The organism is Heterorhizobium halophytocola, assembly GCF_017873095.1.
GTDB lineage: Bacteria > Pseudomonadota > Alphaproteobacteria > Rhizobiales > Rhizobiaceae > Allorhizobium > Allorhizobium halophytocola.
The window spans coordinates 99697-125502 of the sequence record NZ_JAGGJU010000011.1 but is presented as its reverse complement, the minus strand read 5'-3'; the positions used below and the strand labels follow the sequence as shown (position 1 = coordinate 125502).

At 64.9% G+C, this 25806-nt stretch carries 21 protein-coding genes; 8 read left to right on the top strand and 13 right to left on the bottom strand.

From position 1 onward, the window contains the following. Positions 1–37 precede the first annotated feature (37 nt). From J2Z17_RS19120 to J2Z17_RS19110, 3 genes are all read left to right on the top strand, one after another. The gene (locus tag J2Z17_RS19120; RefSeq protein WP_209947247.1) at positions 38–508 is read left to right on the top strand and encodes a tripartite tricarboxylate transporter TctB family protein; all 471 of its coding nucleotides are present in this window, start codon (positions 38–40) and stop codon (positions 506–508) included. A 29-nt stretch (positions 509–537) separates the two neighbouring features. Continuing rightward, positions 538–2055 carry a tripartite tricarboxylate transporter permease gene (locus J2Z17_RS19115; RefSeq protein WP_209947246.1) on the top strand — a complete coding sequence of 506 codons (1518 nt, stop codon included), beginning with the start codon at positions 538–540 and terminating at the stop codon, positions 2053–2055. Positions 2056–2204: 149 nt separating this feature from the next. After that, a complete protein-coding gene (locus J2Z17_RS19110) occupies positions 2205–2711 on the top strand; it encodes a hypothetical protein (RefSeq protein WP_209947245.1) in 507 nt (168 codons plus the stop codon). A 16-nt stretch (positions 2712–2727) separates the two neighbouring features. Here the strand turns inward: J2Z17_RS19110 and J2Z17_RS19105 are convergent, their stop codons facing one another. Beyond that, positions 2728–3993 carry an AGE family epimerase/isomerase gene (locus J2Z17_RS19105; protein WP_342454435.1) on the bottom strand — a complete coding sequence of 422 codons (1266 nt, stop codon included), beginning with the start codon at positions 3991–3993 and terminating at the stop codon, positions 2728–2730. Positions 3994–4160: 167 nt separating this feature from the next. Between J2Z17_RS19105 and metH the strand changes: the two genes are divergently transcribed. After that, entirely contained in the window at positions 4161–7937 is a 3777-nt protein-coding gene (metH, locus tag J2Z17_RS19100) for a methionine synthase (protein ID WP_209947243.1), read from the top strand. A 121-nt stretch (positions 7938–8058) separates the two neighbouring features. On the opposite strand, the gene J2Z17_RS19095 is transcribed toward metH, so the two are convergent. Next, a complete protein-coding gene (locus J2Z17_RS19095; protein WP_209947242.1) occupies positions 8059–8442 on the bottom strand; it encodes a DUF7674 family protein in 384 nt (127 codons plus the stop codon). A gap of 268 nt (positions 8443–8710) precedes the next feature. Here J2Z17_RS19095 and J2Z17_RS19090 point away from each other — a divergent pair, with 268 nt between their 5' ends. Beyond that, positions 8711–9265, top strand: a complete 555-nt coding sequence (locus tag J2Z17_RS19090; RefSeq protein ID WP_209947241.1) for an alpha/beta hydrolase — start codon at positions 8711–8713, stop codon at positions 9263–9265. 165 nt (positions 9266–9430) lie between these two features. After that, entirely contained in the window at positions 9431–10060 is a 630-nt protein-coding gene (locus tag J2Z17_RS19085; protein WP_209947240.1) for a LysE family translocator, read from the top strand. A gap of 6 nt (positions 10061–10066) precedes the next feature. Here the strand turns inward: J2Z17_RS19085 and J2Z17_RS19080 are convergent, their stop codons facing one another. Next, a complete protein-coding gene (locus J2Z17_RS19080) occupies positions 10067–10942 on the bottom strand; it encodes a protein phosphatase 2C domain-containing protein (protein ID WP_209947239.1) in 876 nt (291 codons plus the stop codon). 160 nt (positions 10943–11102) lie between these two features. Between J2Z17_RS19080 and J2Z17_RS19075 the strand changes: the two genes are divergently transcribed. After that, positions 11103–12002 (top strand): alpha/beta hydrolase, encoded by a 900-nt coding sequence (locus J2Z17_RS19075; RefSeq protein ID WP_209947238.1) that lies wholly within the window; start codon positions 11103–11105, stop codon positions 12000–12002. A gap of 3 nt (positions 12003–12005) precedes the next feature. On the opposite strand, the gene J2Z17_RS19070 is transcribed toward J2Z17_RS19075, so the two are convergent. The 10 genes from J2Z17_RS19070 to bcoG all read right to left on the bottom strand — a co-directional run bounded on the left by J2Z17_RS19070 (position 12006) and on the right by bcoG (position 24311). Next, positions 12006–13049 carry a zinc-dependent alcohol dehydrogenase family protein gene (locus J2Z17_RS19070; protein ID WP_209947237.1) on the bottom strand — a complete coding sequence of 348 codons (1044 nt, stop codon included), beginning with the start codon at positions 13047–13049 and terminating at the stop codon, positions 12006–12008. A gap of 65 nt (positions 13050–13114) precedes the next feature. Continuing rightward, positions 13115–15112, bottom strand: coding sequence for a CocE/NonD family hydrolase (locus J2Z17_RS19065; RefSeq protein ID WP_209947236.1), 1998 nt, complete (start codon positions 15110–15112; stop codon positions 13115–13117). A 45-nt stretch (positions 15113–15157) separates the two neighbouring features. Continuing rightward, positions 15158–15601, bottom strand: coding sequence for a PIN domain-containing protein (locus J2Z17_RS19060; RefSeq protein ID WP_209947235.1), 444 nt, complete (start codon positions 15599–15601; stop codon positions 15158–15160). Continuing rightward, positions 15601–15849, bottom strand: coding sequence for a type II toxin-antitoxin system Phd/YefM family antitoxin (locus J2Z17_RS19055; protein ID WP_209947234.1), 249 nt, complete (start codon positions 15847–15849; stop codon positions 15601–15603). Before J2Z17_RS19055 ends, J2Z17_RS19060 begins: the two co-directional genes overlap by 1 nt. A gap of 54 nt (positions 15850–15903) precedes the next feature. Next, entirely contained in the window at positions 15904–17535 is a 1632-nt protein-coding gene (locus J2Z17_RS19050) for an ABC transporter ATP-binding protein (RefSeq protein WP_209947233.1), read from the bottom strand. After that, the gene (locus J2Z17_RS19045; protein ID WP_209947232.1) at positions 17528–18355 is read right to left on the bottom strand and encodes an ABC transporter permease; all 828 of its coding nucleotides are present in this window, start codon (positions 18353–18355) and stop codon (positions 17528–17530) included. Before J2Z17_RS19045 ends, J2Z17_RS19050 begins: the two co-directional genes overlap by 8 nt. Continuing rightward, positions 18352–19359 carry an ABC transporter permease gene (locus J2Z17_RS19040; protein WP_209947231.1) on the bottom strand — a complete coding sequence of 336 codons (1008 nt, stop codon included), beginning with the start codon at positions 19357–19359 and terminating at the stop codon, positions 18352–18354. The genes J2Z17_RS19045 and J2Z17_RS19040 overlap by 4 nt, the downstream gene beginning before the upstream one ends. A 102-nt stretch (positions 19360–19461) precedes the next feature. Next, the gene (locus tag J2Z17_RS19035; RefSeq protein ID WP_209947230.1) at positions 19462–21051 is read right to left on the bottom strand and encodes an ABC transporter substrate-binding protein; all 1590 of its coding nucleotides are present in this window, start codon (positions 21049–21051) and stop codon (positions 19462–19464) included. 526 nt (positions 21052–21577) lie between these two features. Beyond that, positions 21578–23068: a carnitine 3-dehydrogenase gene (locus J2Z17_RS19030; RefSeq protein WP_209947229.1), complete on the bottom strand. Its 1491-nt coding sequence runs from the start codon at positions 23066–23068 to the stop codon at positions 21578–21580. Positions 23069–23408: 340 nt separating this feature from the next. Then, entirely contained in the window at positions 23409–24311 is a 903-nt protein-coding gene (gene bcoG, locus J2Z17_RS19025) for a 3-dehydrocarnitine:acetyl-CoA trimethylamine transferase BcoG (protein ID WP_209947228.1), read from the bottom strand. Between the two features lie 49 nt (positions 24312–24360). On the opposite strand from bcoG, the gene J2Z17_RS19020 reads away from it, so the two are divergent. Continuing rightward, complete coding sequence (locus tag J2Z17_RS19020; protein ID WP_377300180.1) at positions 24361–25410, top strand: GlxA family transcriptional regulator; 1050 nt, start codon at positions 24361–24363, stop codon at positions 25408–25410. Positions 25411–25806 lie beyond the last annotated feature (396 nt).

Genomic DNA, 25806 nt, shown 5'->3' with positions numbered 1-25806 from the left:
GCTCGCACGGCGCTCCCATTTGGGTTGGGGAGGCATCATGTCCGAACAACACGCACCTTCGGCAAGGACGCAGGCTCTTATCGGCCGCGTCTTTGCCGCCATTCTTTTCGTCTTCGCCGTCATCTACGGCATCGGCGGCACGCAGATCGAATATTCGTTCTCGTCCGACCCGCTCGGCCCGACGGTGTTTCCGATCGCGCTGGCGATCGCGCTCTGCCTGTTCTGCGCCTGGTATTTCTTCTCGCCGGGTTCGGCCGAAGGTTTCCCGACCGGCCGACTGCTGCTGCGCGTGCTGTCCATCCCGGTGATCATGATCGTCGCCGTCCTGCTGCTGGAACCGGCCGGCTTCGCCGCCTCGATCTTCGTGCTGACGCTGGGTTGCGGCATCGTCTTCGGTGCATCGCCCATCAAGGCTGCTATCGGCGCCGTCTGCCATGCCGCCCTCTGGTGGTTCATCTTCTCCTATCTTCTGGAAGTTTATCTGCCCGTCGGCGACATGTTCGGCTGAAGGCTTTAGGCACCGGAAAGGCTTAATCCATGGATTTCCATTATCTCTGGCAGGGTTTTGAGGTCGCGCTGACCTGGCAGAACCTGCTTATCGGCTTCATCGGCTGTTTCATCGGCACACTTGTCGGTGCACTGCCCGCCATCGGCCCGATCAACGGCATCGCCCTGCTGCTGCCCATCGCCTATACGATGGGCCTTCCGGCCGAGAGCACGATGATCCTGCTGGCCGCGATCTATTGCGGCGCCGAATATGGCGGCCGTATCTCCTCGATCCTGCTCAACGTTCCCGGCGATGCCGGTGCGGTGATGACGGCGATGGACGGTTATCCCATGGCCCAGCAGGGCCGGGCGGGTGAGGCGCTGGCACTTTCGGGTCTTTCGTCCTTCCTTGGCGGTATTCTCGGGTCGATAGGGCTTGCCCTGTTCGCGCCGATCCTGTCGTCGCTGACCACCGGTTTCGGTCCGGCCGAATATTTCGTGCTGATGGTGTTTGCCTTTGCAACGCTCGGCTCGATGGTCGGCAGCCAGCCGGTCAAGACGCTGATGGGCTGTACGCTTGGCCTGATGCTGGCAACCGTCGGTCTGGACGCCACCTCGGGCGCCTATCGCTTCACCTTCGATCAGCCGGAACTTGGCGACGGCATCGAGTTCGTCACCCTGGTCATCGGCCTGTTCTCGATCTCGGAAGCGCTGATCATCCTCGAAAACCAGGGCCGCGGCATGACCATCATCCGCGAACTCGGCCGGATGACCGCACGCTGGAGCGATATCGTGAAGTGCTGGGGCACGGCGCTGCGCAGTGCCGTGATCGGCTTCGTCGTCGGCGTTCTGCCGGGCACCGGCGCATCGGTCTCGAGCGCCATCGCCTACACCACCGCCAAGCGCATCTCCGATACCGACGACACGTTCGGCAAGGGCGATGTACGCGGTCTGGCAGCCCCCGAGGCGGCCAACAATGCGACCGCATGCGGCGCCTTCGTGCCGATGCTGACGCTCGGCGTTCCGGGTTCGGGCACCACCGCCGTCATGCTCGGCGCGCTGATGCTCTACAACATCCAGCCCGGCCCGATGCTTCTGACGGAACGTCCGGAGATCGTCGGCGGTCTCGTGGCCTCGCTGTTCGTCGGCAATGTGATCCTGCTGCTGCTCAACCTGCCGCTGGTGCACATCTTTGCCCGCGTGCTGACCGTGCCGAACTGGCTGCTGGTTCCCGGCATCCTGGTGCTGTCGATCATCGGCGTCTATTCCACGCATGCTTCGGTCTTCGCCGTCTTCCTGATGCTCGGCATCGGCATGATCGGCTGGCTGCTCAGAAAGGCCGGCTTCGACATGGCGCCGATCATTCTCGGCTTCGTGCTTGGACGGGTGATGGAAGTGAACCTGCGCAATGCGCTGGCGATCAGTGGCGGCGACCCGCAGATCCTGTTCTCCAGCACGATCTGCAACGTGCTCTGGGTCATGGCGATCCTGGTGGCGATCCTGCCGGTCTGGCTGATGCGCCGGTCGCGCAAGCGGGCAGCCCTGGCGGCCCACGCGGCATCGCAATAACCGCGAAGTCTCAAGCTTCGCACCAAGCACAGCGCTTAAACAGGCGGCCGGGCATTCAGCCCGGCCGTTTGCGTTCCGGCCATGGCTGCCTGCTTTCCCGGGACCGGCTGATCGGCCCGCGATTCGACCAAAAGCATGAGGGTAAAGCCATGATCGCCAAGACCTTTCTCCTTCTGACGGCCGGGGCCTGCCTTGCCGCCGGCGCGGCCCATGCCGCAGCGGCCACGAAGAGCGCGGAGGTTCCGGACATCGAATTGCTCGCGGGGAAATGCCTGTCGGTCCAGGTCTCCGGCGAGGACATGACCTCGGCCTGCACCGGGGTGCTTGGCATCACCGAATATGTGGATGGCCGGCAGGGCTTCTATTTCATGATGGCGTCGAAGCATGTGCTGACGCTGAGCGGCCTGCCGAAGAACAAGAACCAGAAGCGGGCCAAGGGCTTTGCCATCGACCGGATGATCTTCAACACCGGCTCCGAGACCGCAGCGCCCAAGGTGATCAGCGCCACCGGCCATTGCGCGTATCGCGCCTTCGGCAAGAAATCCGTCACCGTGCGCTGCAGCGGCAAGCTGCCCGACAGTTCCGATTTCGTCGCGGCCTTTCTGACCGATAGCAGCGAGGAGAAGGACAAGGCCGCCGACGATAGCGCCGATTGAGCGGAAAGCCGCCCCCTCAGGGACGGTCGCCGTTTGTCCTGATCATCTCCAGAACACTGCCATCGGCCGGAAAGAGCGGAATCAGGCAGGCCTGCAGCGCATGGTAGATGTCGTCACGGGTCGGGAAGAGTTCGGCTTCGGGCTGCATGGTCTGCGAAAGCTGCTGATGCCAGCCGCCGTTCTTGCGGTCGAGGAAATGGCGCGAGATGGTGCCCCAGATGCGCCGATAGCTGTCCTCGTGAAAGTCGCTCGGCTGGTGCTGGTTGAGGAAATGCGCTGCACCGGCGCCTTCGGCCATCGGCCACCAGAGCTTGAAGGGGCGGCTGACGATATTGTCCCAGCCGATGGTATAGACGAAGCCGCCATTGTCGCGGTCCCAGCCGAGCGCCATGGCCTGGAAGAACAGGCCCTTGGCCGCCTCCGGCATCCAGTCGTGCGTCTTTCCGCCGAGTGTCCAGAGCTGCAGCACCAGACGGGCCCATTCCAGCCAGTGGCCGGGCGTGGAACCGGAGGGACGGAACATCTGGTCGCCGTCATAGGCCTGGTCGACGGTCCAGCCGGTGTCGAAATGTTCGGGCACGCGCCAGTTCAGCTCGGCCGATTTGCGGCGGATGAGAAGGTCGGCGATCCGCTCGGCCTTGGAGAGATAGGCCTGGTCGCCGGTCGCCTCGAAGGCTGCCATCAGCGCTTCGGTCAGGTGCATGTTGCAGTTCTGTCCGCGATAGTTGCCGCCGTCCTTGGCCGACCAGTCGCGTTCGAATTCCTCGGCGATGGCGCCATGCGCCTCGTCCCAGAAGCGGGTGTTGATCACATCCGTGATGTCGGCCAGCATGGCATCTGCCAGCGGATGGCCGACGGCCCTTGCCGAGGAGGCGGCGAGCAGCACGAAGGCATGGCCGTATCCCTGCTTGGAGGCATCGACCGGACCGTTGTCGTCGACCTGCCAGAAATAGCCGCCATGCTCGGTGTCGCGGTGGCGATTCCACAGGAAGTCCATACCATGCTCGACAATCGCCATGGCACCGGGGCGGCCGAGCAAATGGGCGATGGCAAAGCAGTGGATCATGCGGCATGTCACGTGGATGCCGCGCACCGGATTGGTTTTGCCCGGCACCGTGCCGTCGAGGTTGAGCTCGAAGAAGCCGCCCTTCGGGTTGATGATGTCGGCCTCGAAGAAATCGAAGAGGTCGTCGGCGCGCTGCAGCAGCCAGTGCCGGTGATAGGGACGGTCGCTCCAGTGCTCGGCCAGCGTCTCGGTCTCAAGGGCAGGGTTGGCGTTCACGGGCATCCTCCTCTAAAAGGCTGTGGTCATCTGCGCCGTCTATATCGTCCCATTGGGGCGATGTCACGAAGGGTGCGGGGGCGCCAAACATTTGATCGCATATTGACATAAACATATCTTTATGTGATCTCCTGCGCATGTCGCACCAAGGACAAAGGAGTTTTCCCATGCTTGACGATCTGTTCGGACCGGAAGGTGAAACGCGGGATGGCGCCGAAATCGCAGCCGCCTTGGCGAAGGCCGCGCGCGAACGCATCCTGGTGCTTGACGGCGCCATGGGCACCCAGATCCAGGGGCTCGGCCTCGACGAGGACGCCTTTCGTGGCGACCGCTTCCTGGGCTGCGCCTGCCATCAGAAGGGCAATAACGACCTGCTGATCCTCAGCCAGCCGCAGGCGATCGAGGACATCCATTTCAAGTATGCGATGGCCGGTGCCGATATTCTGGAGACCAATACCTTCTCCGCCACCCGCATCGCCCAGGCCGACTATCAGATGGAAGAGGCGGTCTACGATCTCAACCGCGATGGTGCGCGGCTGGTGCGGCGCGCCGCGATCCGCGCCGAGCGCGAGGACGGCCGCCGCCGTTTCGTTGCCGGCGCCATCGGGCCGACCAACCGCACGGCCTCGATCTCGCCTGATGTCAACAATCCCGGTTACCGCGCGGTCTCCTTCGACGATCTCAGGAAGGCCTATGCCGAGCAGATCGACGGGCTGGTCGATGGCGGCTCCGACCTGATCCTGATCGAAACGATCTTCGACACGCTGAACGCCAAGGCGGCGATCTTCGCCTGCGAGGAAGAGTTCGCCCGCAAGGGCATCCGCCTGCCGGTGATGATCTCCGGCACGATCACCGATCTGTCGGGCCGCACCCTGTCGGGCCAGACGCCCTCGGCCTTCTGGAATTCGGTGCGCCATTCCAACCCGTTCACCATCGGCCTCAACTGCGCGCTCGGCGCCGACGCCATGCGCCCGCATCTGCAGGAGCTGTCGGGTGTCGCCGACACCTTCGTCTGCGCCTATCCGAATGCCGGCCTGCCGAACGAGTTCGGCCAGTATGACGAGACGCCCGAGATGATGGCCAAGCAGATCGCCGGCTTTGCCCGGGAAGGGCTCGTCAACATCGTCGGCGGCTGCTGCGGCTCGACGCCGGAGCATATCAAGGCGATTGCCGAGGCGGTGGCCGAATTCCAGCCGCGCGAGGTGCCGGAGCACAGACCGTTCATGTCGCTGTCGGGGCTGGAGCCCTTCGTGCTGACCAAGGACATTCCCTTCGTCAATGTTGGCGAGCGCACCAATGTCACGGGCTCTGCCAAGTTCCGCAAGCTGATCACCGCCGGCGACTATGCCGCAGCCCTGGTCGTTGCCCGCGACCAGGTTGAGAACGGTGCCCAGATCATCGACATCAACATGGACGAGGGCCTGATCGATTCGGAAAAGGCGATGGTCGAGTTCCTCAACCTGATCGCCGCCGAGCCGGACATCGCCCGCGTGCCGGTGATGATCGACAGCTCGAAATTCTCGATCATCGAAGCCGGCCTGAAATGCGTGCAGGGCAAGGCGGTGGTGAATTCCATCTCGATGAAGGAAGGCGAGGAGGCCTTTATCGAGCATGCCAAGCTGATCCGCAATTACGGCGCCGCCGTCGTCGTCATGGCCTTCGACGAGCAGGGCCAGGCCGACACCTATGCGCGCAAGGTGGAGATCTGCCGGCGCGCCTACAAGATCCTGACCGAAGTCGCCGGCTTCCCGCCGGAGGATATCATCTTCGACCCGAACGTCTTCGCCATCGCGACCGGGATCGAGGAGCACGACAATTACGGCGTCGACTTCATCGAGGCGACGCGCACGATCCGCACGGAAATGCCGCTGGTGCACATCTCCGGCGGTGTGTCCAACCTGTCCTTCTCGTTCCGCGGCAACGAGCCGGTGCGCGAGGCGATGCATGCCGTCTTCCTCTACCACGCCATCCAGGCGGGCATGGACATGGGCATCGTCAATGCCGGCCAGCTGGCGGTCTACGAGAGCATCGAGCCGGATCTGCGCGAGGCCTGCGAGGACGTGGTGCTGAACCGCCGCGACGACGGCACCGAGCGCCTGCTCGAAATCGCCGAGCGTTTTCGCGGCACGGCCGGCAAGGAGGCGCGCAAGCAGGATCTCACCTGGCGCGAATGGTCGGTGGAAAAGCGGCTCGAACACGCGCTGGTCAACGGCATCACCGAATATATCGACGCCGACACCGAGGAAGCGCGGCAGAACGCCGAGCGGCCGCTGCATGTCATCGAGGGCCCGCTGATGGCCGGGATGAACGTCGTCGGCGACCTGTTCGGCTCCGGCAAGATGTTCCTGCCGCAGGTGGTGAAATCCGCCCGCGTGATGAAGCAGGCGGTCGCCGTGCTGCTGCCCTACATGGAAGCCGAGAAGCTCGCCAACGGCGGCAATGGCGAGCGCGAGAGCGCCGGCAAGGTGCTGATGGCGACCGTCAAGGGCGACGTCCACGACATCGGCAAGAACATTGTCGGCGTCGTGCTCGCCTGCAACAATTACGACATCATCGATCTCGGCGTCATGGTGCCGGCCACCAAGATCTTCGAGACGGCGATCAAGGAGAAGGTCGACATCATCGGTCTCTCCGGCCTGATCACCCCCTCGCTCGACGAGATGGTGCATGTGGCAGCCGAGATGGAGCGCCAGGGCTTCGACATCCCGCTGCTGATCGGCGGGGCGACGACGAGCCGGGTGCATACGGCGGTGAAGATCTCGCCGCAATATGCCCGTTCCCAGGCGATCTACGTTACCGATGCCAGCCGCGCCGTCGGCGTCGTCTCGGCGCTGCTGTCGAAGGAGCAGAAGCCGGCCTATGTTTCCAATATCCGCGCCGAATACGAAAAGGTCGCCGAAGCCCATGCCAAGGCCGAGCGCGCCAAGCAGCGGCTGCCGCTGGCGGCTGCCCGCGACAATGCCTTCAAGATCGACTGGTCGGGCTACACGCCGGCCAAGCCGAGCTTCCTCGGGACCAAGACCTTCGAGGATTTCGACCTCGCCGAGCTTGCCGGCTTTATCGACTGGACGCCGTTCTTCCAGACCTGGGAGCTGAAGGGACGCTATCCGGCGATCCTAGAAGACGAGAAACAGGGGGAGGCGGCGCGCCAGCTGTTTGCCGATGCGCAGGCGATGCTGAAGCAGATCATCGACGAAAAGTGGTTCCGCCCGCGCGCCGTGATCGGCTTCTGGCCGGCCAATGCCGTCGGCGACGACATTCAGCTCTATGCCGATGACGACAGGGCCAAGGAAGGCGAAACTTTCCATACCCTGCGCCAGCAGCTGACCAAGCGCGAGGGCCGGCCGAATGTCGCCCTGTCGGACTTCGTCGCGCCGCAGGAGAGCGGCATCGCGGATTATGTCGGCGGCTTCGTGGTGACGGCCGGTTTCGAGGAAATCGCCATTGCCGAGCGCTTCGAGCGGGCGAACGACGACTATTCGTCGATCCTGGTCAAGGCGCTGGCCGACCGCTTTGCCGAGGCCTTTGCCGAGCGCATGCACCAGCTGGTGCGGCAGGAATACTGGGGCTATGCCAGGGACGAGGCGCTGTCGCCCGACGATCTGATCGGCGAGAGCTATGCCGGCATCCGTCCGGCCCCCGGCTATCCGGCCCAGCCCGACCACACGGAGAAGCTGACGCTGTTCAAGCTGCTCGACGCGGAAAAGCAGACCGGCGTGACGCTGACCGAAAGCATGGCCATGTGGCCCGGCTCTTCGGTCTCCGGCCTCTATATCGGTCATCCCGAGAGCTATTATTTCGGTGTTGCCAAGATCGAGCGCGATCAGGTGGACGACTATGCCCGGCGCAAGGGCATGGCGGTCGAGGATGTCGAGCGCTGGCTGGGTCCGGTGCTGAACTATATCGCGACACCGGCAGCCGAGAAGGTCGACGACGCGGCGTGAGCGGGCCGCTTTGCCCGACCGTTTCGCTGCCTTCTGCGCCGCACCGCTCGGCTCCGGTCAAACAGCATGACGCACGTACGTGGCCGGTTTCGGGACATAGACATGTAGATCGCGACGTGCCTCAGCGCCTCTTGCGCTGCAGCCGGCAATCCCGCTCGAGCCTGTCGATCAGCTCGGCATCGGCGTGGTAGCGCATCAAGGGACGCCATGCGGCAATATCGCCGGCCGTCACCAGGCCGGGCAGGACATACCGCACCGCCGGGTTGTCGACAAGATGCTCGATGAAGCCGCATACAGCGGCGGTGCGCACGTCACCGCTCGATGCCGTCAGGCAGTCGCGGCAATAGGCCAGAATCCGCCTGGCCTCTTCGATCCGACAGGCAGCTGCTGCGTCTGAAAAGGCGTGTCGTAGCGCGATCCACAGCGCCATGGGAGACCATGCATCCGCGATCATGCGCCCATGCTCCGGCAGGATCTCCAGGGCCCTCCTGCGCCATTCGCTCATTGCTCGTCCATCCGTGTCGGCCTATCGCGCGTCTCAGTCCTGTCTGTCCGGCAGGGCATCTCCCGCTTTCGGAAATCCTAGGAGGTGACCGGTGCTAGAATATGGCGCAGCGCCGGTCCCGCGGTGTTCTTGCGATGGACCCGACGATATTGCCCGGACACCGTCACATCGGGGTCGCGTGGCGGGCAGGACAGTCCCGTGCTAGGCTCCGCGCGTCAGTCGGAGGAATAGCATGGGGGGTGGCAAAGACATCGGAAACGGAACCCGCGTGCAGGCATGCATCCTCTTCGTGCAGGGTGCCGGGGAGGGCACATATGCCGATTGGGACGACAAGCTCGTTGCCAGCCTGAGGCGAGAGCTCGGCCCGAGCCTGGAGGTGCGCTATCCGCCCATGCCCGGCGAGGACGATCCGGACTTTGCCGCCTGGAGCGCGGCGCTGGCGGCCGAAATCCGTCGTCTCGGCAGACCGTGCGTCGTGGTCGGCCATTCGATCGGCGGGACGGTTGCCGTGCACGCGCTTGCGGCCAGACCGGAGCTGCTGGAAGGCATCGGCGCACTGTTCCTGATTGCCGCGCCCTATGTCGGCGACGGCGGCTGGCCGAGCGACGATATCACGGTCGAGATAGGCTGGGCGGAGCCGCTCCGGCATTTGCCGGTCTTTCTCTACCACGGGGATGCCGACGACACCGTGCCGGCGGAGCATCTCGACCTCTACTTGGCCGACATTCCTCATGCCGCAATCCGCCGTCTGCCGGGGCGTGATCACCAGCTGTCGAACGATCTGGCGGAGGTGGCTTCGGAAATCCTTGGTCTCGAGGCGTAAGCGGCCGTGCCTACCACATCGTCTGCTGACGCAAATCGGCCTCAAGGGCATTACTGTTGAACGGCTGCCCTCAGTCAGGATATGCGACTGCTGCCGAATGGCGGCCCGCACAGTCCTGGGCCAAGGGCTGCATAACCGGGCCCCTTTTTCGCAGGAGTTGCAATCGTGATTGCCGAATATCTGCCAAAACTCCTGCTTGCCTGGTCGATCCAGCTGGGCGGCATCCTGTCGCCGGGACCGAGCGTGATGCTGATCCTCGGTATTGCCACCACGCGTGGCCGGTTGCCGGCGGTGACCACGTCCCTCGGGGTGGCCTGCGGGTCGATCGTCCTTTCCACGGCAACCGTGGTCGGCCTTGCCGTGGTGCTGGCGGATCTTGCCCATGCGATGACGGTGGTGCGGATCGTCGGCGCCCTTTATCTCGTCTGGCTCTCGTACAAGGCCTTCAAACGTGCAGTCCAGCCTTTCCCGCAGATGGCGGCAGGGCAGAGCGAGGGGGCGCTGTGGCGCACGGCGCTCGGTGGCTTCTTCCTGCAGGTCACCAACCCGAAGGCGATCTTCTTCTGGCTGGCCATTGCCGGTGTCGGCGGGATCGGTGACGCGCCGCTCCTCGTGACGCTCCTGTTCATCGCCGGCGCCTTCCTCAATTCGCTGATGGGCCATGCGGCCTATGCGTTGCTGCTGTCGGCCGTGCCGGTGCGGGCACTGTTCATCCGGTTCCACAAATGGGTGGATGGCGCGCTCGGCTGCTTCTTCGCCTTTGCCGGCTATACCCTGCTGATGTCGCGCAGCTGAGCGCGATCAGGAACGTTCGATCCTGACAAGCAGGGCCGTCGTGTCGTCGCTCTGCTTGTAGCGTGGGTATTGCAGGCCGTCCGGATCGATCTTGCGCTCGAAATGGCGCAGTTCATCAACCAGGGACGCCAGCCCTTTGTCGCCTGCTGCGCGCACCAGCCCGGCCGGATCATAGGCGCGGTAGAGGGCAACCAGATCCGCAAGGCCGTCGGAGCAGACGATGGCGGTGGCCGGGCCAGTGATCTCGACCGGCTCGATCAGCAGATGGTCGGCGGCCTCCGGCACCATGCCGAAGGTCCAGATCGGACCGCCCGGGGTATTCTGCCGGGCACGCGCCTGGCGCAGGCCCTCCATGGTCACCGGATCGCCGGTGGCGATGCCCGCTGCGCCGATGCCGCCATTGCGTTCGACATGGCGGCGGGCAGCGGCCTGTTCGTTGTCGTAGGCGCCGAGGATCGGGATCAGGACGTGCCCCTCCGTCGCGTCGTCCTCCAGCAGGTAGACTGCGCTGTCGCCGTAGCCAAGAAACTGCAGGCCCTCCGGCGTGGCGCGCAGCATGGACAGTGCGCAGAGCGGCCAGGCATGGCGCGGCTGGTCGCCGGCGACGGCCCGGAAGGCGTCACGTGCCTCGGTGATGATGCCGCGAATCACGGTGCGGACATCGCAGTCCGCTGCCATCAGGGTCTGCAGCCGCGCGGCGGCGAAATCCGCCATCCAGGCGGCGTCCGATCCAAAGCCTTCCATGAACTGCCGGTCGCCGAGCCCGGTGGCGCCGTCCAGCACGAAGGCAAAGCCGTTGCCATGGCCGAACCGGTCCTCGTTGGCGCGCCCCGCCTTGCCGGCAACCGAAATGCTGTCGAGGACGGAAAGCGAAAAAGTCATGGGGGATGATCCGGAAAAAGCGTGATGGACGAGGCGGGAACAGGAAATATGCAATAAGAAAGGTCCGAGGCGGCAACTTACCGCGCAGAACCCGGCAAGACCATGGCCGGAACGCAACAACCCGACGATCAGGACAGGTCCATCGCCGATGACCAAACCCATGCCCAGTGAAACCGGCATTTTGGCCTTTCTCGAAAAATGCGATGCCTTCTATCCTGATAATGCGGTGGAGGCGTCGATCGCCCAGCAACGCGTCTGGTATGACGCGCTCTGCGCCGAATTCTCGCCCCCGCATCCCAAGGGCCTGACCGTGCGCGACGCGGTGGTGGCGGGCCGGGTGCCGGTGCGCCACTACCATCCGGCGGAACGCCGCACCGACGTGCACCTTCTCTACATCCATGGCGGCGGTTTTGTCGTCGGCGGCCTGGAAAGCCATGATTCGATCTGCGCCGAGATCGCCCACGCCGTCGGCGCGGAACTGACCGCCGTCGACTACCGGCTGGCGCCTGAGCATGTCTGGCCGGCGCAGCACGAGGACTGCCGGGCAGTGTTCGACGCGCTGGTGGAGGAGGGCCGGCGGCTGGTGCTGATCGGCGACAGCGCCGGCGGCAATCTGGCGGCGGGGCTTGCGGTCTCGGCCAGGGATGCGGGCAAGGGGGCAGCAGTCGTCGGACAGGCGCTGATCTATCCGGGCCTCGGCGGCGACCTGACGGCGGGCTCCTATGTCGAGATGGCCGAGGCGCCCGGGCTTACCACCGCGGATGTCGCCTATTACCGCGCGGTGCTACAGGCGCCGGCGGACGACGTGACGGCCTTTCCGCTCGGCCTCCAGAGCCTTGCCGGCCTGCCGCCGACCTTCATCACTGCAGCGCATTTCGACCCGCTGCGCGACGACGGCCGCCGCTATGCCGCACGGTTGGCGGACGCGGGCGTCGAGGTCTGGTTCCGGGAGGAGCCGCAGATGGTGCATGCCTGGCTGAGGGCGAGGCACATGAGCGAGGGGGCGCGGACGGGCTTTGCCGCGCTCTGCCGCGCGGTCGCGCATCTGGCGGGGGCGTGAGGCTCAGGCGAACCGGTCGATGATGGTGATGCCCTGTTCGGCGAAACGGTCCATCTGGGTGAGTGCAGGGACGGCCTCGGCCAGCGAGATATGGCGGCCGATCAGCTTTTGCGGTTCGAGCGTGCCGGCCGCGATCATCGACAGCATGGCATCATAGCGCCAGGACTGCATGCCGTGGCTGCCATAGATCTCCAGTTCGTGGGCGATGACGCGGGCCATGGGGATCGGTGGCGTGGCATGGTCGGCGAGCAGCAGGCCGACCTGGACGTGCCGGCCGCGACGGCGCAGGTTGAGGATCGAGTGGCTGCAGGTCGACGGGTGGCCGAGCGCGTCGACGGAGACATGCGCGCCGCCGCCGGTCGCGTCCTTCACCGCGGATGGCAGGTCGTCGATCTCGGTCGAATTCAGCGTGACGCTGGCGCCGAGTTCGCGCGCGAGCGCCAGCTTGTCGCCGGTGATGTCTATGGCGACGACATTGGCACCGAGCGCCTTGCCAATCATGATCGCCGACAGGCCGACGCCGCCGCAGCCGTGCACGGCCAGCCATTCTCCGCCCTTCAGCCGGCCCTGATCGACCACGGCGCGAAAAGCGGTGGCGAACCGGCAGCCGAGGCTTGCGGCGGTGGCATCCGAGACGGTCTCGGGTAGCTTCACCAGATTGTGGTCGGCATAGTCGAGCGCGACATATTCGGTGAACGAGCCCCAATGGGTGAAGCCCGGCTGGAACTGCGCCTCGCAGACCTGGGCATTGCCCGAGCGGCATTCGAAGCAATGGCCGCAGCCGGAGACGAAGGGCACGGTGACCCGCTCGCCGACGGCAAAGCCGCGAATGCCGCGGCCGACGGCGACGATCTCGCCGGCGAATTCATGGCCCGGCACATGCGGCAGGCGGATGTCGCTGTCATGCCCCATCCAGCCATGCCAGTCCGAGCGGCAGAGGCCGGTTGCCGTGACCTTGACGACAACGCCGTCCTCGGGCGGTGCCGGATCGGGGACCTCAACGATCTCAGGCATTGCGCCGAAGCGTTCGTAAAGCATGGCCTTCATCGTCGATCCTCCCTCACTGTTCTCGCCATGGCCGAGCGCGGACCTCAGCCATGGCGTCTTCGAGACTACATGAAATCGCGCGGGATGACGGTTTCCTCGTGGCGTTCGAAGATCAGTTCGTCGCCGTCATAGGCCTCGACCTGAATGGCGATCAGCCAGTCGGTCTCGGTGCAGGACATGGACGTGGTGGCGACCGAGCGGACCTCGAAGCCGGGACGCGCCATGTCGCACGTCCAGGTGGCCGTGCCGGTCATCGACAGCGGGTCATCGGGTGCGATCGACCAGAACTCCTCGCGCACCTGGCGGGTGGAAAGGCCCGTGTCGGGATGCTCGGTGAGGCCGGTATCGTCGAGGATGTGGAAGGTCGTCAGATGGCCGGTCAGGTCGCGGATAACCTCGCGCAGCGTGTCACCCTCGGCATGGGTGACATAGGTCGGCAGCGGATTCGGATCGGTGGGCTCGTCGACGGTGATCTCGCGGTGTTCGCCGAGCAGCGGCAAAGCGAGCGCGAGGCTTGCCGTGTCGATGGTGACACCGGGATCGGTCGGCGGCGGCAGGATCATCGGCCAGTAGCTGGTCGACAGCGCCAGGCGCAGCTTGTGGCCGGCCCGCAGGCGATAGCCGCAGGCATCGAGCGTCAGCGTGACCCGGACCTTCTCGCCGTGCGGCATGGCTTTCGGCTCGGCATTGCCGTCGCGGTGGGCAAGGTTCAGCACGCCGAAGGAGACGCGGGTGCTCACCCCGTCCGGATGGACGTCGACGATGCGGGCGCAGAGATTGGCAATGTCGGCGTCGCAGGCAACCTCAAGCGTCAGTTGCGGCCGACCGAGAAGGTCGATGTCGGCGGTGAGCGGCACCGTCTCGAAGCAGAGCGAGCCGCCGTCGTCGCTGCGCTGGTCGCCCGGCAGTTCAGCGTCCGGCTTCAGGGTGAACCATTCGCCGGAGGCCGTGCCGAGATCGAGCGGCGAGCGGACATAGACGTCGTGCGGCGCGGATGCCGCCGACAGGCCCTGTACCAGCTTGCCGGTATCGTCGACACTGAGGTCGAGATGCTCGGGCGTCGTCCAGGCGTCCTTTGCCACCCAGCGGCCCGCGTCATGGTCGCGGCGCGGGGCGGGGCGGATGGCATCGAGGATATAGGCGCGGACCTGCGGGGTGGCGTCGGTGGCGTTCGCCTCGCCGCGCAGATGCCGGTTCCAGAAGGCGATGGCCTCGCCGATGAAGTCGGCGCGCGGCTTCGGCCAGGCGAAATGCGGGTATTTGTGCACCCAGGGGCCGATCAGCGCCTTGGCATGGGCACCGATGCCCTCGACGGCCTTCAGCGGCGTGTTGCGATAGCCGTCGGCCCAGCCGGCCAGTACCAGGGCCGGCACCTTGAAGGCGGAAAAGTCCTCGGCAATCGAGCCGTGCTGCCAGAAGGCGTCGCGGCGCTGGTGGGAGAGCCAGTCCTCCAGGAAGAAGGGCTCGCTTTCCAGCCGCTCCAGCCACATGTCCCTCCAGCGGTCGCCGACGATTTCAGGATCGGGTGCGCGCGACTGGTAGCCCTGCATGGTGCCGGCCCAGGAGAGCTGGGCATAGAGCTGGCAGCCGTCCTTGTAGTGGATGTCGTCATTGTAGCGGTCGGTGGTGGACGCGATCGAGATGACGGCCTTGAGCGCTGGCGGGTTCATGGCGGCGACCTGCAGGCAGTTGAAGCCGCCCCAGGAGATGCCCATCATGCCGACCGCGCCGTTCGACCAGGGCTGGGCGGCGATCCAGGCGATCAGCTCGCAGGCGTTCGCCAGCTCCAGCGCGGTATATTCGCCGTCGATAACGCCGTCGGATTCGCCCGAGCCGCGGATGTCGACGCGCACGCCGGCAATGCCGGCGGCGGCAAAATGCGGATAGGTGCTCTCGTCGCGCGGGCTGGTGCCATCGCGCTTGCGATAGGGCAGGAATTCGAACACGGCCGGCACCGGATCGGCCTCGGCATTGTCCGGCATCCAGATGCGGGCGGCCAGACGGGTGCCGTCTTTCAGCGTGATCCACTGGTTTTCGATGGTGGTGAAGAGGCGGGTGGTCATGGGCAGGCTTTCAGGTCCGGGATTTGAAAATGCGTGGATGTGGGTTCAGGACGGTAGCTGCTGATAGGGGTCAATGGCAGCCACATCGAAGATTGCAAAATGGCGAAGGTTGCGGGTGACGACTGTCAGATCGTTCAGCCTGGCGGAGGCCGCGATCGCGGCATCTTCGAAGCCGGGTTGCCAGCCGCGACCTTCCGCAAGGGCTAGAAGGCGTCCCGTCTCGATCGCTGCCGGTTGATCGAGCGCGATGAAACGATCGGCATATCGCTCAGCAAGCTCCGAGAACCATTCCGTGAGACTGTCGGCCTTGTTCGCCGATCCCAGCCTTCGTGCACGCTCGATGCCGTATTGGATTTCGGCGCTGGAGACGACGGACAAGAAGGTCCTGTCCGTTTGGGCAAGCAGCCATGTCACGATCGCTTTCGCATTCGTTTCGTGCCGTTCCGGCCGGTTCAACAAGGACAGGATGTTGGTATCGAGAAGAAACATCAGTCCAGGTCTTCACCGAAGACACGGGCCGGCTTTCGCTCCGGCAGATCACCCGCCTCAAGCGGCGAATGGGTTACCAACCAGCCGAAGCTCGGGGCGGCTTTCGACAGGCGCTGGAACGTCTCATAGGAAATCACAACGGCCTGCGGCTTGCCGTCCCGGGTGATGACCGAGCCCTCTCCGTCGAGGGCGCTGTCGATCACCGAAGACAGCCGGGCTGCGGCGTCCTTCAACTGGATTTCCTTCATCGGAGCCACCTCATGACCACATCGGTCACAAGGTGCTCCCGGAGCCTGTCTTCGTCAATGGCCGGCGCTTTCCATCTTGCGGCTTGCAAGCGCCCGTTCCAGCCAGCCGAGTTCCATCTCGGGGACGGATTTCAGCAGGAGGTCGGTGTAGTCGTCGAAGGGCGGTGCCAGCACTTTCGACTTCGGACCGAAGCGCACCAGCTTGCCGCGATGCATGACGGCGACGCTGTCGGCAATGGCGCGGACGATGGCGATGTCGTGGGTGATGAACAGATAGGAAAGCTGGCTTTCCTTCTGCAGCCGCATCAGCAGGTCGAGAATGCCTTCGGCGACCAGTGGATCGAGTGCCGAGGTCGGCTCGTCGCAGAGGATCAGTTCGGGCTTGGCGGCGAGTGCTCTTGCAATCGCCACGCGCTGCTTCTGGCCGCCGGAAAGCTCGGCCGGATAGCGGTCGATGAAGCCTTCGCCCATCTCGATCTGGTCGAGCAGTTCCTTGATCCGTGCCGTCTTTGCAGCCCCGCGCAGGCCGTCGTAGAAGGTGAGCGGCCGGCCGATGATCTGGCGCACCGTCTGGCGCGGGTTCATGGCGGTATCGGCCATCTGGTAGATCAGCTGGATGCGGCGCAGGTCGTCGCGCGAGCGGCTGCTCTGGCCCGATGACAGCGGCTTATCGTCGAACACGACGCGGCCCTCGCGCGGCGGCAGGAGGCCGGTGATGACGCGCGCCAGCGTCGACTTGCCCGAGCCGCTTTCGCCGACGACGGCAAGCGTCTGGCCCTTGGGCAGGTGCAGAGAGACGTCGTGCAGCACGGTGAGGCCGTTAGAATAGCCGGCGGTCACGTGCTCGATCTTCAACAGCGTGTCCGACTGGTCCTCGGCCTCGCTGCTGGCGGCCCGGCGGACATTGACCAAGGCCCGCGTATACTCTTCCTGCGGCGCCTCAATGATCTGCGCGACCGGACCGTATTCGACCATGTGGCCGTGGCGCAGAACCATGATGTCGTCGGAGATCTGGGCGACGACCGCCAGATCATGGGTGATGTAGAGCGCGGCCGTGCCGGTTTCCTCGATCGCATGCTTGATCGCGGCGAGCACGTCGATCTGGGTGGTCACGTCGAGCGCCGTCGTCGGCTCGTCGAAGACGATGAGTTCCGGGTTGGGGCAGAGCGCCATGGCGGTCATGGCGCGCTGCAGCTGGCCGCCGGAGACCTGATGCGGAAAGCGGTCGCCGAAGCTCTGCGGGTCGGGAAGACCCAGCACGCCGAACAGATAGACGGCGCGCTTCTTGGCTTCCTCGCGGCTCATCAGTCTGTGCTGCAGGGAGGCCTCGATCACCTGGTCCATCAGCTTGTGGGCCGGGTTGAAGGCGGCCGCCGCCGACTGGGCGACATAGCAGACCCGGGCGCCGCGGATCTTGCGGATTCCACCCTTGCCGAGCGTCAGGATGTCGGTGCCGTCGAGTTTGACCTCGCCGCCGGTGATCCTCACCCCGCCGCGGCCATAGGCCAGCGCCGAGAGGCCGATGGTCGACTTGCCGGCGCCGGATTCACCGATCAGGCCGAGCACCTTGCCCTTGGCCAGATCGAAGGAGATGCCCTCGACAATGGTGATGTCCTTCGGCGGCTCGCCCGGCGGATAGGCGGTGGCTTCGATCTTCAGATCGCGAACGCTGAGCAGTTCAGGCATCGCCGCGGCCTCCTTTCAGGCTTGAGGTGCGCCGCAGCAGCCAGTCGACCACCAGGTTGACGCAGATGGCGAGGATGGCAATGGCAGAGCCGGGCACGAGGGCCGCGGAAATGCCGAAGATGATGCCGTCCTTGTTGTCCTTGACCATGCCGCCCCAGTCGGCGGCCGGCGGCTGGATGCCGAGGCCGAGGAAGGATAGGGTGGAGAGGAAGAGGATGGAGAAGGCAAACCGCAGGCCGAATTCGGCAAGCAGCGGCGTCAGCGTATTGGGCAGGATCTCGCGGAAGATGATCCAGACCTTGCCTTCGCCGCGCAGCTTCGCCGCCTCGACGAATTCCATCACCGCCACGTCCAGCGCCACGGCGCGACCGAGGCGATAGACGCGGGTCGAGTCGAGCACCGCCATGACGGTGATCAGCACGAAGAGGTTCTGCGGCAGCACGGCGAGCACGACGAGCGCGAAGATCAGCGTCGGGATCGACATCATCAAGTCGTTGATGCGTGACAGGCCGAGATCGATGAAGCCGCGCGACACGGCCGCGGTGAAGCTCAAGAGAATGCCGATCGAGAAGGACAGAATGCTGGCTGCGAGCGCCACCGCAAGGGTGGTGCGGGCGCCGAAGATCATCCGCGAGAGAATGTCGCGGCCGAGATTGTCGAGGCCGAAGATGAACTCGCTGTCGGGCATGCGCCAGACCTCGCCGACGACCTCGGTTTCACCATGCGGGGCGATCCACGGGGCGAACAGTGCACAGAAGCAGGCAAGTACGATGCCGAAGATCCCGACCCAGGCGGTAATGGGAATGTCTCTCAATCTCATCGCGGGTGCCTCAGTCTCGGATTGGCGATGATCGCGAGGATATCGGCCACCATGTTCAGGAAGATGTAGACGGCGGCGAAGATCAGGCCGCAGGCCTGCACCACCGGCATGTCGCGGACCGTGACGGCATCGACCATGTACTGGCCCATGCCCGGATAGACGAAGACCACTTCGACGACGACGACGCCGACCACGAGATAGGCAAGGTTCAGCGCGACGACATTGATGATCGGCGCCAGCGCATTGGGGGCGGCATGCTTGATGATCGCGCGCCAGGAGGAGACGCCCTTCAGCTCCGCCGTCTCCATATAGGCGGACGACATGACCGAGAGGATAGCGGCGCGGGTCATGCGCATCATGTGGGCGAGCACGACCAGCACCAGCGTCGCCGTCGGCAGGGCGATCGCCTTCAGCCGCTCGAGGAAGCCCATGCTGTCATAGACGGTGGAGGGGAAGGTGGCGACGCCGAACTTGACGGCGAAGAACAGGATCAGCAGGTAGCCGATGAAGAATTCCGGCAGCGAGATCGCCGCCAGCGAGACGACATTGATGATCTTGTCGGGCAGTCGGTCGCGGAAGAGCACGGAGACCATGCCGAGGCCGACGGCGAGCGGCACGGCGATCAGCGCCGCAAATCCGCCGAGGAAGAGCGAATTGCCGAGGCGCTTGCCGATCTGCTCGCTGACGGAATTGCGGCTGGCCCAGGAGGTGCCGAAATCCCCCTGCACCGCATTGCCGAGCCATTCGACATAGCGGGTGGTGATCGGTCGGTCGAGGCCGAGATCCTTGCGGATATTGGCGACCGCCTGGGGCGTAGCCGACTGGCCGAGATAGGTGGTGGCGAAATCGCCGGGCAAGGCCTCGAGCCCGCCGAAGATCATCACCGAGACGGCAAACAGCAGGACGAGGCTCAGCAGAAAGCGCTGGCCGATGAGAGTGAGCATGGGGAAGCGCTGCCTGAGGTTCAGGTCTGGCAACGGCCCTGCGGTGGATGGTTCGGACATGGAAATGGCCCCGCGCTGAAATGCCGATCAAGCCGCGGGACGACAATCCCGCGGCCACGATGGTTCCGAGGTCGGAGGCGGATGGCCGCCCCTGACGCGCGATCAGGCCTCGAGCCAGACGCGGGTTGCGACATAGCCGTTCGACATGTCGTTGCCGATGTCGTGAACATAGCCCTTCACCTGCTTTGAGGCGGCGTTCACGAAGTCATTGAACATCGGCAGGATCAGGCCGCCTTCGTCGCGAACCATCATCGCCATCTGGCGATACATGTCCTTGCGCTTGGCTTCGTCCAGCTCGGAGCGGGCCTCGAGCAGGATCTTGTCGAAGTCCGGACGCAGGAAGCGGGTGTCGTTCCAGTCGGCGGTCGAAAGATATGCCGTGGAGTACATCTGGTCCTGGGTCGGACGGCCGCCCCAGTAGGAGGTCGAGAAGGGTTGGACGTTCCAGACATTCGACCAGTAGCCGTCGCCCGGCTCGCGCTTGACCTCGATGTTGATGCCGGCCTTCTTGGCGCTTTCCTGGTAGAGCACGGCCGCATCGACGGCGCCGGGGAAGGCGACTTCGGAGGTGCGCAGCAGCACCGAGCCGTCATGGCCGGACTTCTTGTAGTGGAACTTGGCCTTGTCCGGATCGTAGGCGCGCTGCTCGATGCCTTCCGGGAACAGCGCATAGGTCTCGTTGATCGGGAAGTCGTTGCCGACCTTGCCGTAGCCGCCGAGGATCTTCTCGACCATGGTTTCGCGGTCCATCGCGTATTTCAGCGCCATGCGCAGGTCGTTGTTGTCGAACGGCGCGGTGTTGCAATGCATGATGAAGACATAGTGGCCGCGACCCGAGGTGTTGAGGATCTCGACGGTCGGCGCGCGCTTCAGAAGCGACACGGTCTTCGGATCGACGCGGTTGATGAAGTGGACCTGGCCGGAGGACAGCGCCGCGATACGCGCCGTCGCATCGTTCATGCCGATGACTTCGATCGTGTCGACAAAGCCGCGGTCGTCGCGCCAGTCTTCCTTGTTCTTCTCGAAGGTCGCGCGCACACCCGGCTCGAAGCTTGTCATCTTGTAGGGGCCGGTGCCGATCGAGGCGAGCGGATCGTCGATGCCGCCGTTCGGCTGGATCACCAGGTGGTAGTCGGTGAGAAGCAGCGGCATGTCCGCATTGCCCTCGGTCAGGATGAGAACCAGGTTGTCGCCGTCCTTCTTGATTTCCTTGATCGACTTCAGCACGCCGAGCGCGCCCGACTCCGACTTCTCGTCGGTGTGGCGCTTCAGGGTGGCGACGACGTCGTCGATCGTCAGGTCCTTGCCGTCGTGGAACTTGACGCCCTTGCGGATCTTGAAAGTCCAGGTGGCGGCGTCGGCCGACGGCTCCCAGCTCTCGGCAAGCGCCGGAACGGCGGCACCCGTGTGCGGATCGCTCTCGACCAGCATGTCGCCCCAGCAGCGGCCGACAAGGAACATGAACTGCGACAGGAACTTCGCCGGATCCTTGCTGTCGGTGGCGGCGCCGCCTTCAAGGCCGAGCTTCAGGTGGCCGCCGCGCTTGGGTTCTTCGGCCGATGCGCTCTCGGCATAGAGGGTGGAGGCAGCGGCGATGGTGACGCCGGCAGCGACGGCGCGTCCCATGAATTCGCGACGGCTCATGCCGCCGGTCGAGACGCTGCCTTTGAGGTGCTTGATGAAATCGTTCATTCCAGTGGTTCCTTCTCTGGTTTTTGTTTTGCGTCCGCCGCATTCGGCGTGACGTTATCCTCCGGTGGAAACCGCGCGGGCGCCTGATGGCGCGCCGGCCGGGGCCAGTTCGGTGCTCTGGCTCAATCCTCCCCTGTTCCGGTTGTCGTATAGGCGCTGGTGCCTGCGCGACCAGCCGGGCGAAACGCCCTTGCTATTGCGGCAGGGCGGGACGCCAGGGCGGCGACGGGCAGCGCGTTGCGCCGGGCGGCGCGGTGAAACGACACGGAAACGGGCGGGGCCTGCAAGGGCTTTCCTTCCACTTTTGACCTGTCGGAATTAAGGGGTGTTTCCGTGAGGGCAGGTATCGCCGAGGCGACATTTCTATGTCTTGGCGCGACGTATACCGACCAATGTCGAAAAGGTCCAGCTTTGCCGGAGAGACTTGCCGCATGCGACCTTGCGGCAGACGCATCCGGGGCCGGCGGAGAGCGCCGCCGGCCGGATGATTTCAGGTTGTGATCGGGTATCGACACCCTCACATGCGCTACCTCTTCTGCCCGACATGCCGCCCGGCGGCCTCGGGCCTGGCCAGGGCGGAATGGGCGTCGGCGATCGCCTGCAGGCGGGCGAGCACCGCCGGATCGGCCGGTGCCGCCCGGCCGGCGGCGGCATCGACATGCAGCAGCATCTGCTCGGCGGTTGCCAGCACTTCGTCGCCGTCCGCCCTGTGGATGGCGTGGAAGACATGCAGGCGCTTGTCGTCGGTCGACAGCACCTGGCAGGTGGCATAGAGCGCTTCCCCGACCTTCGCTTCTCCCAGATGCCGGATATGGGTCTCGACCGTGTAATAGCTGTGCCCGGCCTTCACATAGGCATCGTCGACGCCGATCAGCCGCAGCAGCGCGTCGGAGGTGTCGCCGAAGACCTGGAGATAGCGGAACTCGGTCATGTGGCCGTTGTAGTCGGCCCAGGACGGGTTGACCTTGGTCTCGACCAGCCTGAGCGGGGCAGGGGCGGTCGGATCGACATCGGCCTTGCCGGCACCCGCCCAGAGCCGTGCCTCGAAATCGGCGAGCAGCTTGCCGGCGCCCCAGCCCTTGCCGCCATTGGCACCCTTCAGCACCTGCATGATGCCGACGAGGTTCTCGTCGCGGATGCGCTCCAGCTCGCGAATGCCATGCATGCCGGACTGGGCGTCCGACTGGGCGCCGATCTTTTCCACCAGCGCTTCGTCGAGATCGACGACATCGGTAAGCTTGGTCCAGGGCCATTGCAGGCAGGGGCCGAACTGACCGAGGAAATGGCGCATGCCGGCCTCGCCGCCAGCGATGCGATAGGTCTCGAACAGGCCCATCTGCGCCCAGCGCATGCCGAAGGAATAGCGGATGACATTGTCCAGCGTCTCGGTGTCGCAGATGTCGTCATGAACGAGCCACAGCGCCTCGCGCCAGAGCGCCTCCAGCAGGCGGTCGCCGACAAAGGCCTCGATCTCCTTGTTGATGACGACGCCTTCCATGCCGATTTCGGCATAGGCGGCCTTGGCCCGTTCGATCGTCTCCTTGGAGGTCTGATTGCCGCCGACCAGCTCGACCAGCGGCAGCAGGTAGACCGGGTTATAGGGATGGGCGACGAACAGACGATCGGGGTGGGCCATGTCGCGCTGCAGGTCGCTTGGCAGCAGGCCGGAGGTGGACGAGCCGATCAGCGCATCGGGTTTGGCATGGGCGTCGATCTCGTTCAGCACGCCGCGCTTCAGGTCGAGGCGCTCGGGCACGCTTTCCTGAATCCAGTCAACGTCTTGCACGGCATCTTCAACGCTTGGCGCGAAGCGTAACGTGCCGCGCGGCGGCAGCGGCGCCATGGTCAGCATGGCGTAGGCGCGCTCGGCATTGGCCAGCACTTCGCCGACGATGCGCTGCGCTTCCGGGTGCGGGTCGTACATCGCGACATCGATGCCGGCGAGCACGAAACGTGCCGCCCAGGCCCCGCCGATGACGCCGCCGCCGATGCAGGCGGCCTTTGTGATTGTGGTCATAGTCCTTCGCCTTATCCTCGTGGTCTGTGCGGGGGCACCCCCCTCTGTCCCGCCGGACATCTCCCCCTCAACGGGGAGATCGACTCGCTGCACCCTCTCGCTCCATGTTCGGGCCTCTGCGGTCAAAGGGCTGTCTGCATGAACAGAGTGATTGCACCCGGCTGGTCTCCCTTCACGGGAGGAAGTCTACTCGCTGCACCCTCTCGCTCCGTATTCACATCCCGAGCCTACCGGGACGTTCGCATGGGTCGAATGGTCGCTTCCGGCTGATCTCCCCCCTTGAGGGGGAGATGCCCGGCAGGGCAGAGGGGGGTAGATCTCTGCCGCGCCGCCAAGATTCCTATCGTTTCGTCAGCTTCAGCTTTTCCCGCACCTCGGCCGGGCCGATGATGCGGGCGCCCATGCCTTCGACGACCTGCACGGCCTTTTCGACGAGGTCGGCATTGGTGGCAAGCTTGCCCTTGCCGACATAGAGATTGTCTTCCAGACCGACGCGGACATTGCCGCCGGCAAGCACGGCGGCGGCCGGATAGGCCATGGCGTTGCGACCGATCGAAAAGGCCGAGAAGGTCCAGCTGGCCGGCACGTTGTTGACCATGGCCATGAAGGTGTTGAGGTCGTCGGGCGCGCCCCACGGGATCCCCATGCAGAGCTGGATCAGCACCGGATCCTCGATCAGGCCTTCCTCCACCAGCTGCTTGGCGAACCACAGATGGCCGGTGTCGAAGGCCTCGATTTCCGGGCGCACGCCGAGATCGGTCATCCGCTTTGCCATCGCCCGCAGCATGGCCGGTGTGTTGGTCATCACATAGTCGCCGAGCGAGAAATTCATCGTGCCGCAGTCGAGCGTGCAGATCTCCGGCAGGCATTCGGCCACATGGCTCACCCGCTCCTCGGCGCCGGCCATGTCGGTACCGGCGTCGTTCAGCGGCAGGGGCTTGTCGACGCCGCCGAAGACGATGTCGCCGCCCATGCCGGCGGTGAGGTTCAGCACCACGTCGATCTCCGCAGACCGGATGCGGTCGGTGACCTCGCGGTAGAGTTCGTTGCGACGGCTGGCGGCCCCCGTTTCCGGGTCGCGCACATGGCAATGGACGATCGCCGCCCCGGCCTTGGCCGCATCGATCGCCGACTCCGCGATCTGCTGCGGCGTCACGGGCACATGGCTCGATTTCGCGGTCGTGTCGCCGGCGCCGGTGACAGCGCAGGTGATGAAGACGTCGCGGTTCATGGCTAGTGGCACGGGCAACTCCTTGGTTCTTCGATTTCCGCCAATACCAACGCAATTGCCGTTGCCATGCTTTGCATTTTCGGATGAATTCGATACAAATCAGGATCCACTCGGGAGAGACATCATAGAGACCGCATCGCCGATCGAGGTCGATCTGCTGATCGTGCCGGACACCAATCTCATCCTTGTCGCCTCGATGATCGAGCCTCTGCGGGTCGCCAACCGGGTGAGCGGGTTCGAACTCTATCGCTGGCGGATCTTCAGCCTCGACGGCGGGCCGATCGAGACGATGAGCGGCATTGCCGTTCCGGCGCGCGGTGCCTTTCGGGCCGGTGACGAGACCGCGCCGCTGTTCGTGCTCGCCAGCCACAACTGGAAGACCTACGCCACCGCGCAGCTGAAGACGCAGCTGGTGCGGGCCGCCCGCCACCGTCGCTATCTGGCGGGGCTCGAATCCGGCGCATGGCTGCTGGCGGATGCGGCCCTGCTCGACGGTCATGCGGCGACGATCCACTGGGAGGATTTCGACGAATTCGCGCTCGCCTTCTCGCAGGTGCGGGCGCTGCGCGAACGCTTCGTCATCGACAACAGGCGGATCACCACGAGCGGCTCGCTGCCGACGCTCGACCTGGTGCTGGAACTGATCCGCCGGCAGCACGGCTATTCCCTGGCGCTGGAGGTGTCGCGGCAGTTCATCCATGAGCAGGGCGGGGTGGATGCGGCTGTGGCCGCCATGCCGTCGACCGGCAGCATCCGCACCGCCGATGCGCGCGTCGCGCATGCCATGCGGTTGATGGAGGAGCATATCGAGCAGCCACTCACCCTGCCGCGGATCGCCCGGCGCGTCGGCGTCAGCGCCCGGCATCTGACGGCGCTGTTCGCCACGGCAATCGGGGCGCCGCCGCATGTGCACTATCTGGCGCTCAGGCTGAACGCTGCCCGGCGCAAGGTGATCGAAACGCGGCAGACCTTTGCCGACATCTGTGCCGCCACCGGCTTTTCCTCTGCCTCCGCCTTCGCCCGCAGCTACCGCGCCCATTTCCGGGAAAGCCCGTCGGAAACCCGACGACGGCTGCGGTCGGCGGCAGCGGTCGATCCGGGACGGGGATGAGGGCTGTGCCTGCGAGAATGATTCAGCAGACGTGGGGAAGGGGCTGAAAGCGGATTCTTATTAGGGGGCGTGCAAGTGAGGGGCTGAGTTGGTTGGCGGTTGGTGACATTTGAGTGTCCAATACGCTTGCTTTGGGCCCGGAACACCCCCCTCTGTCCTGCCGGACATCTCCCCCTCAAGGGGGGAGATCAGCCGGGCTCAAGCGCTCGGCCAATCCCGCCCTTAAATTTTAGCAATGGCGTCACCTCAATGCCATTGCCGGCTTTGAGAACCGTGCATGCGGCGGAGGCGTATCGAAAGGCCGGCCGAAAGTTTGAGCGGTGGCCACCAGCTGATCTCCCCCCTTGAGGGGGAGATGCCCGGCAGGGCAGAGGGGGGTGTGCCACGATCCGAACA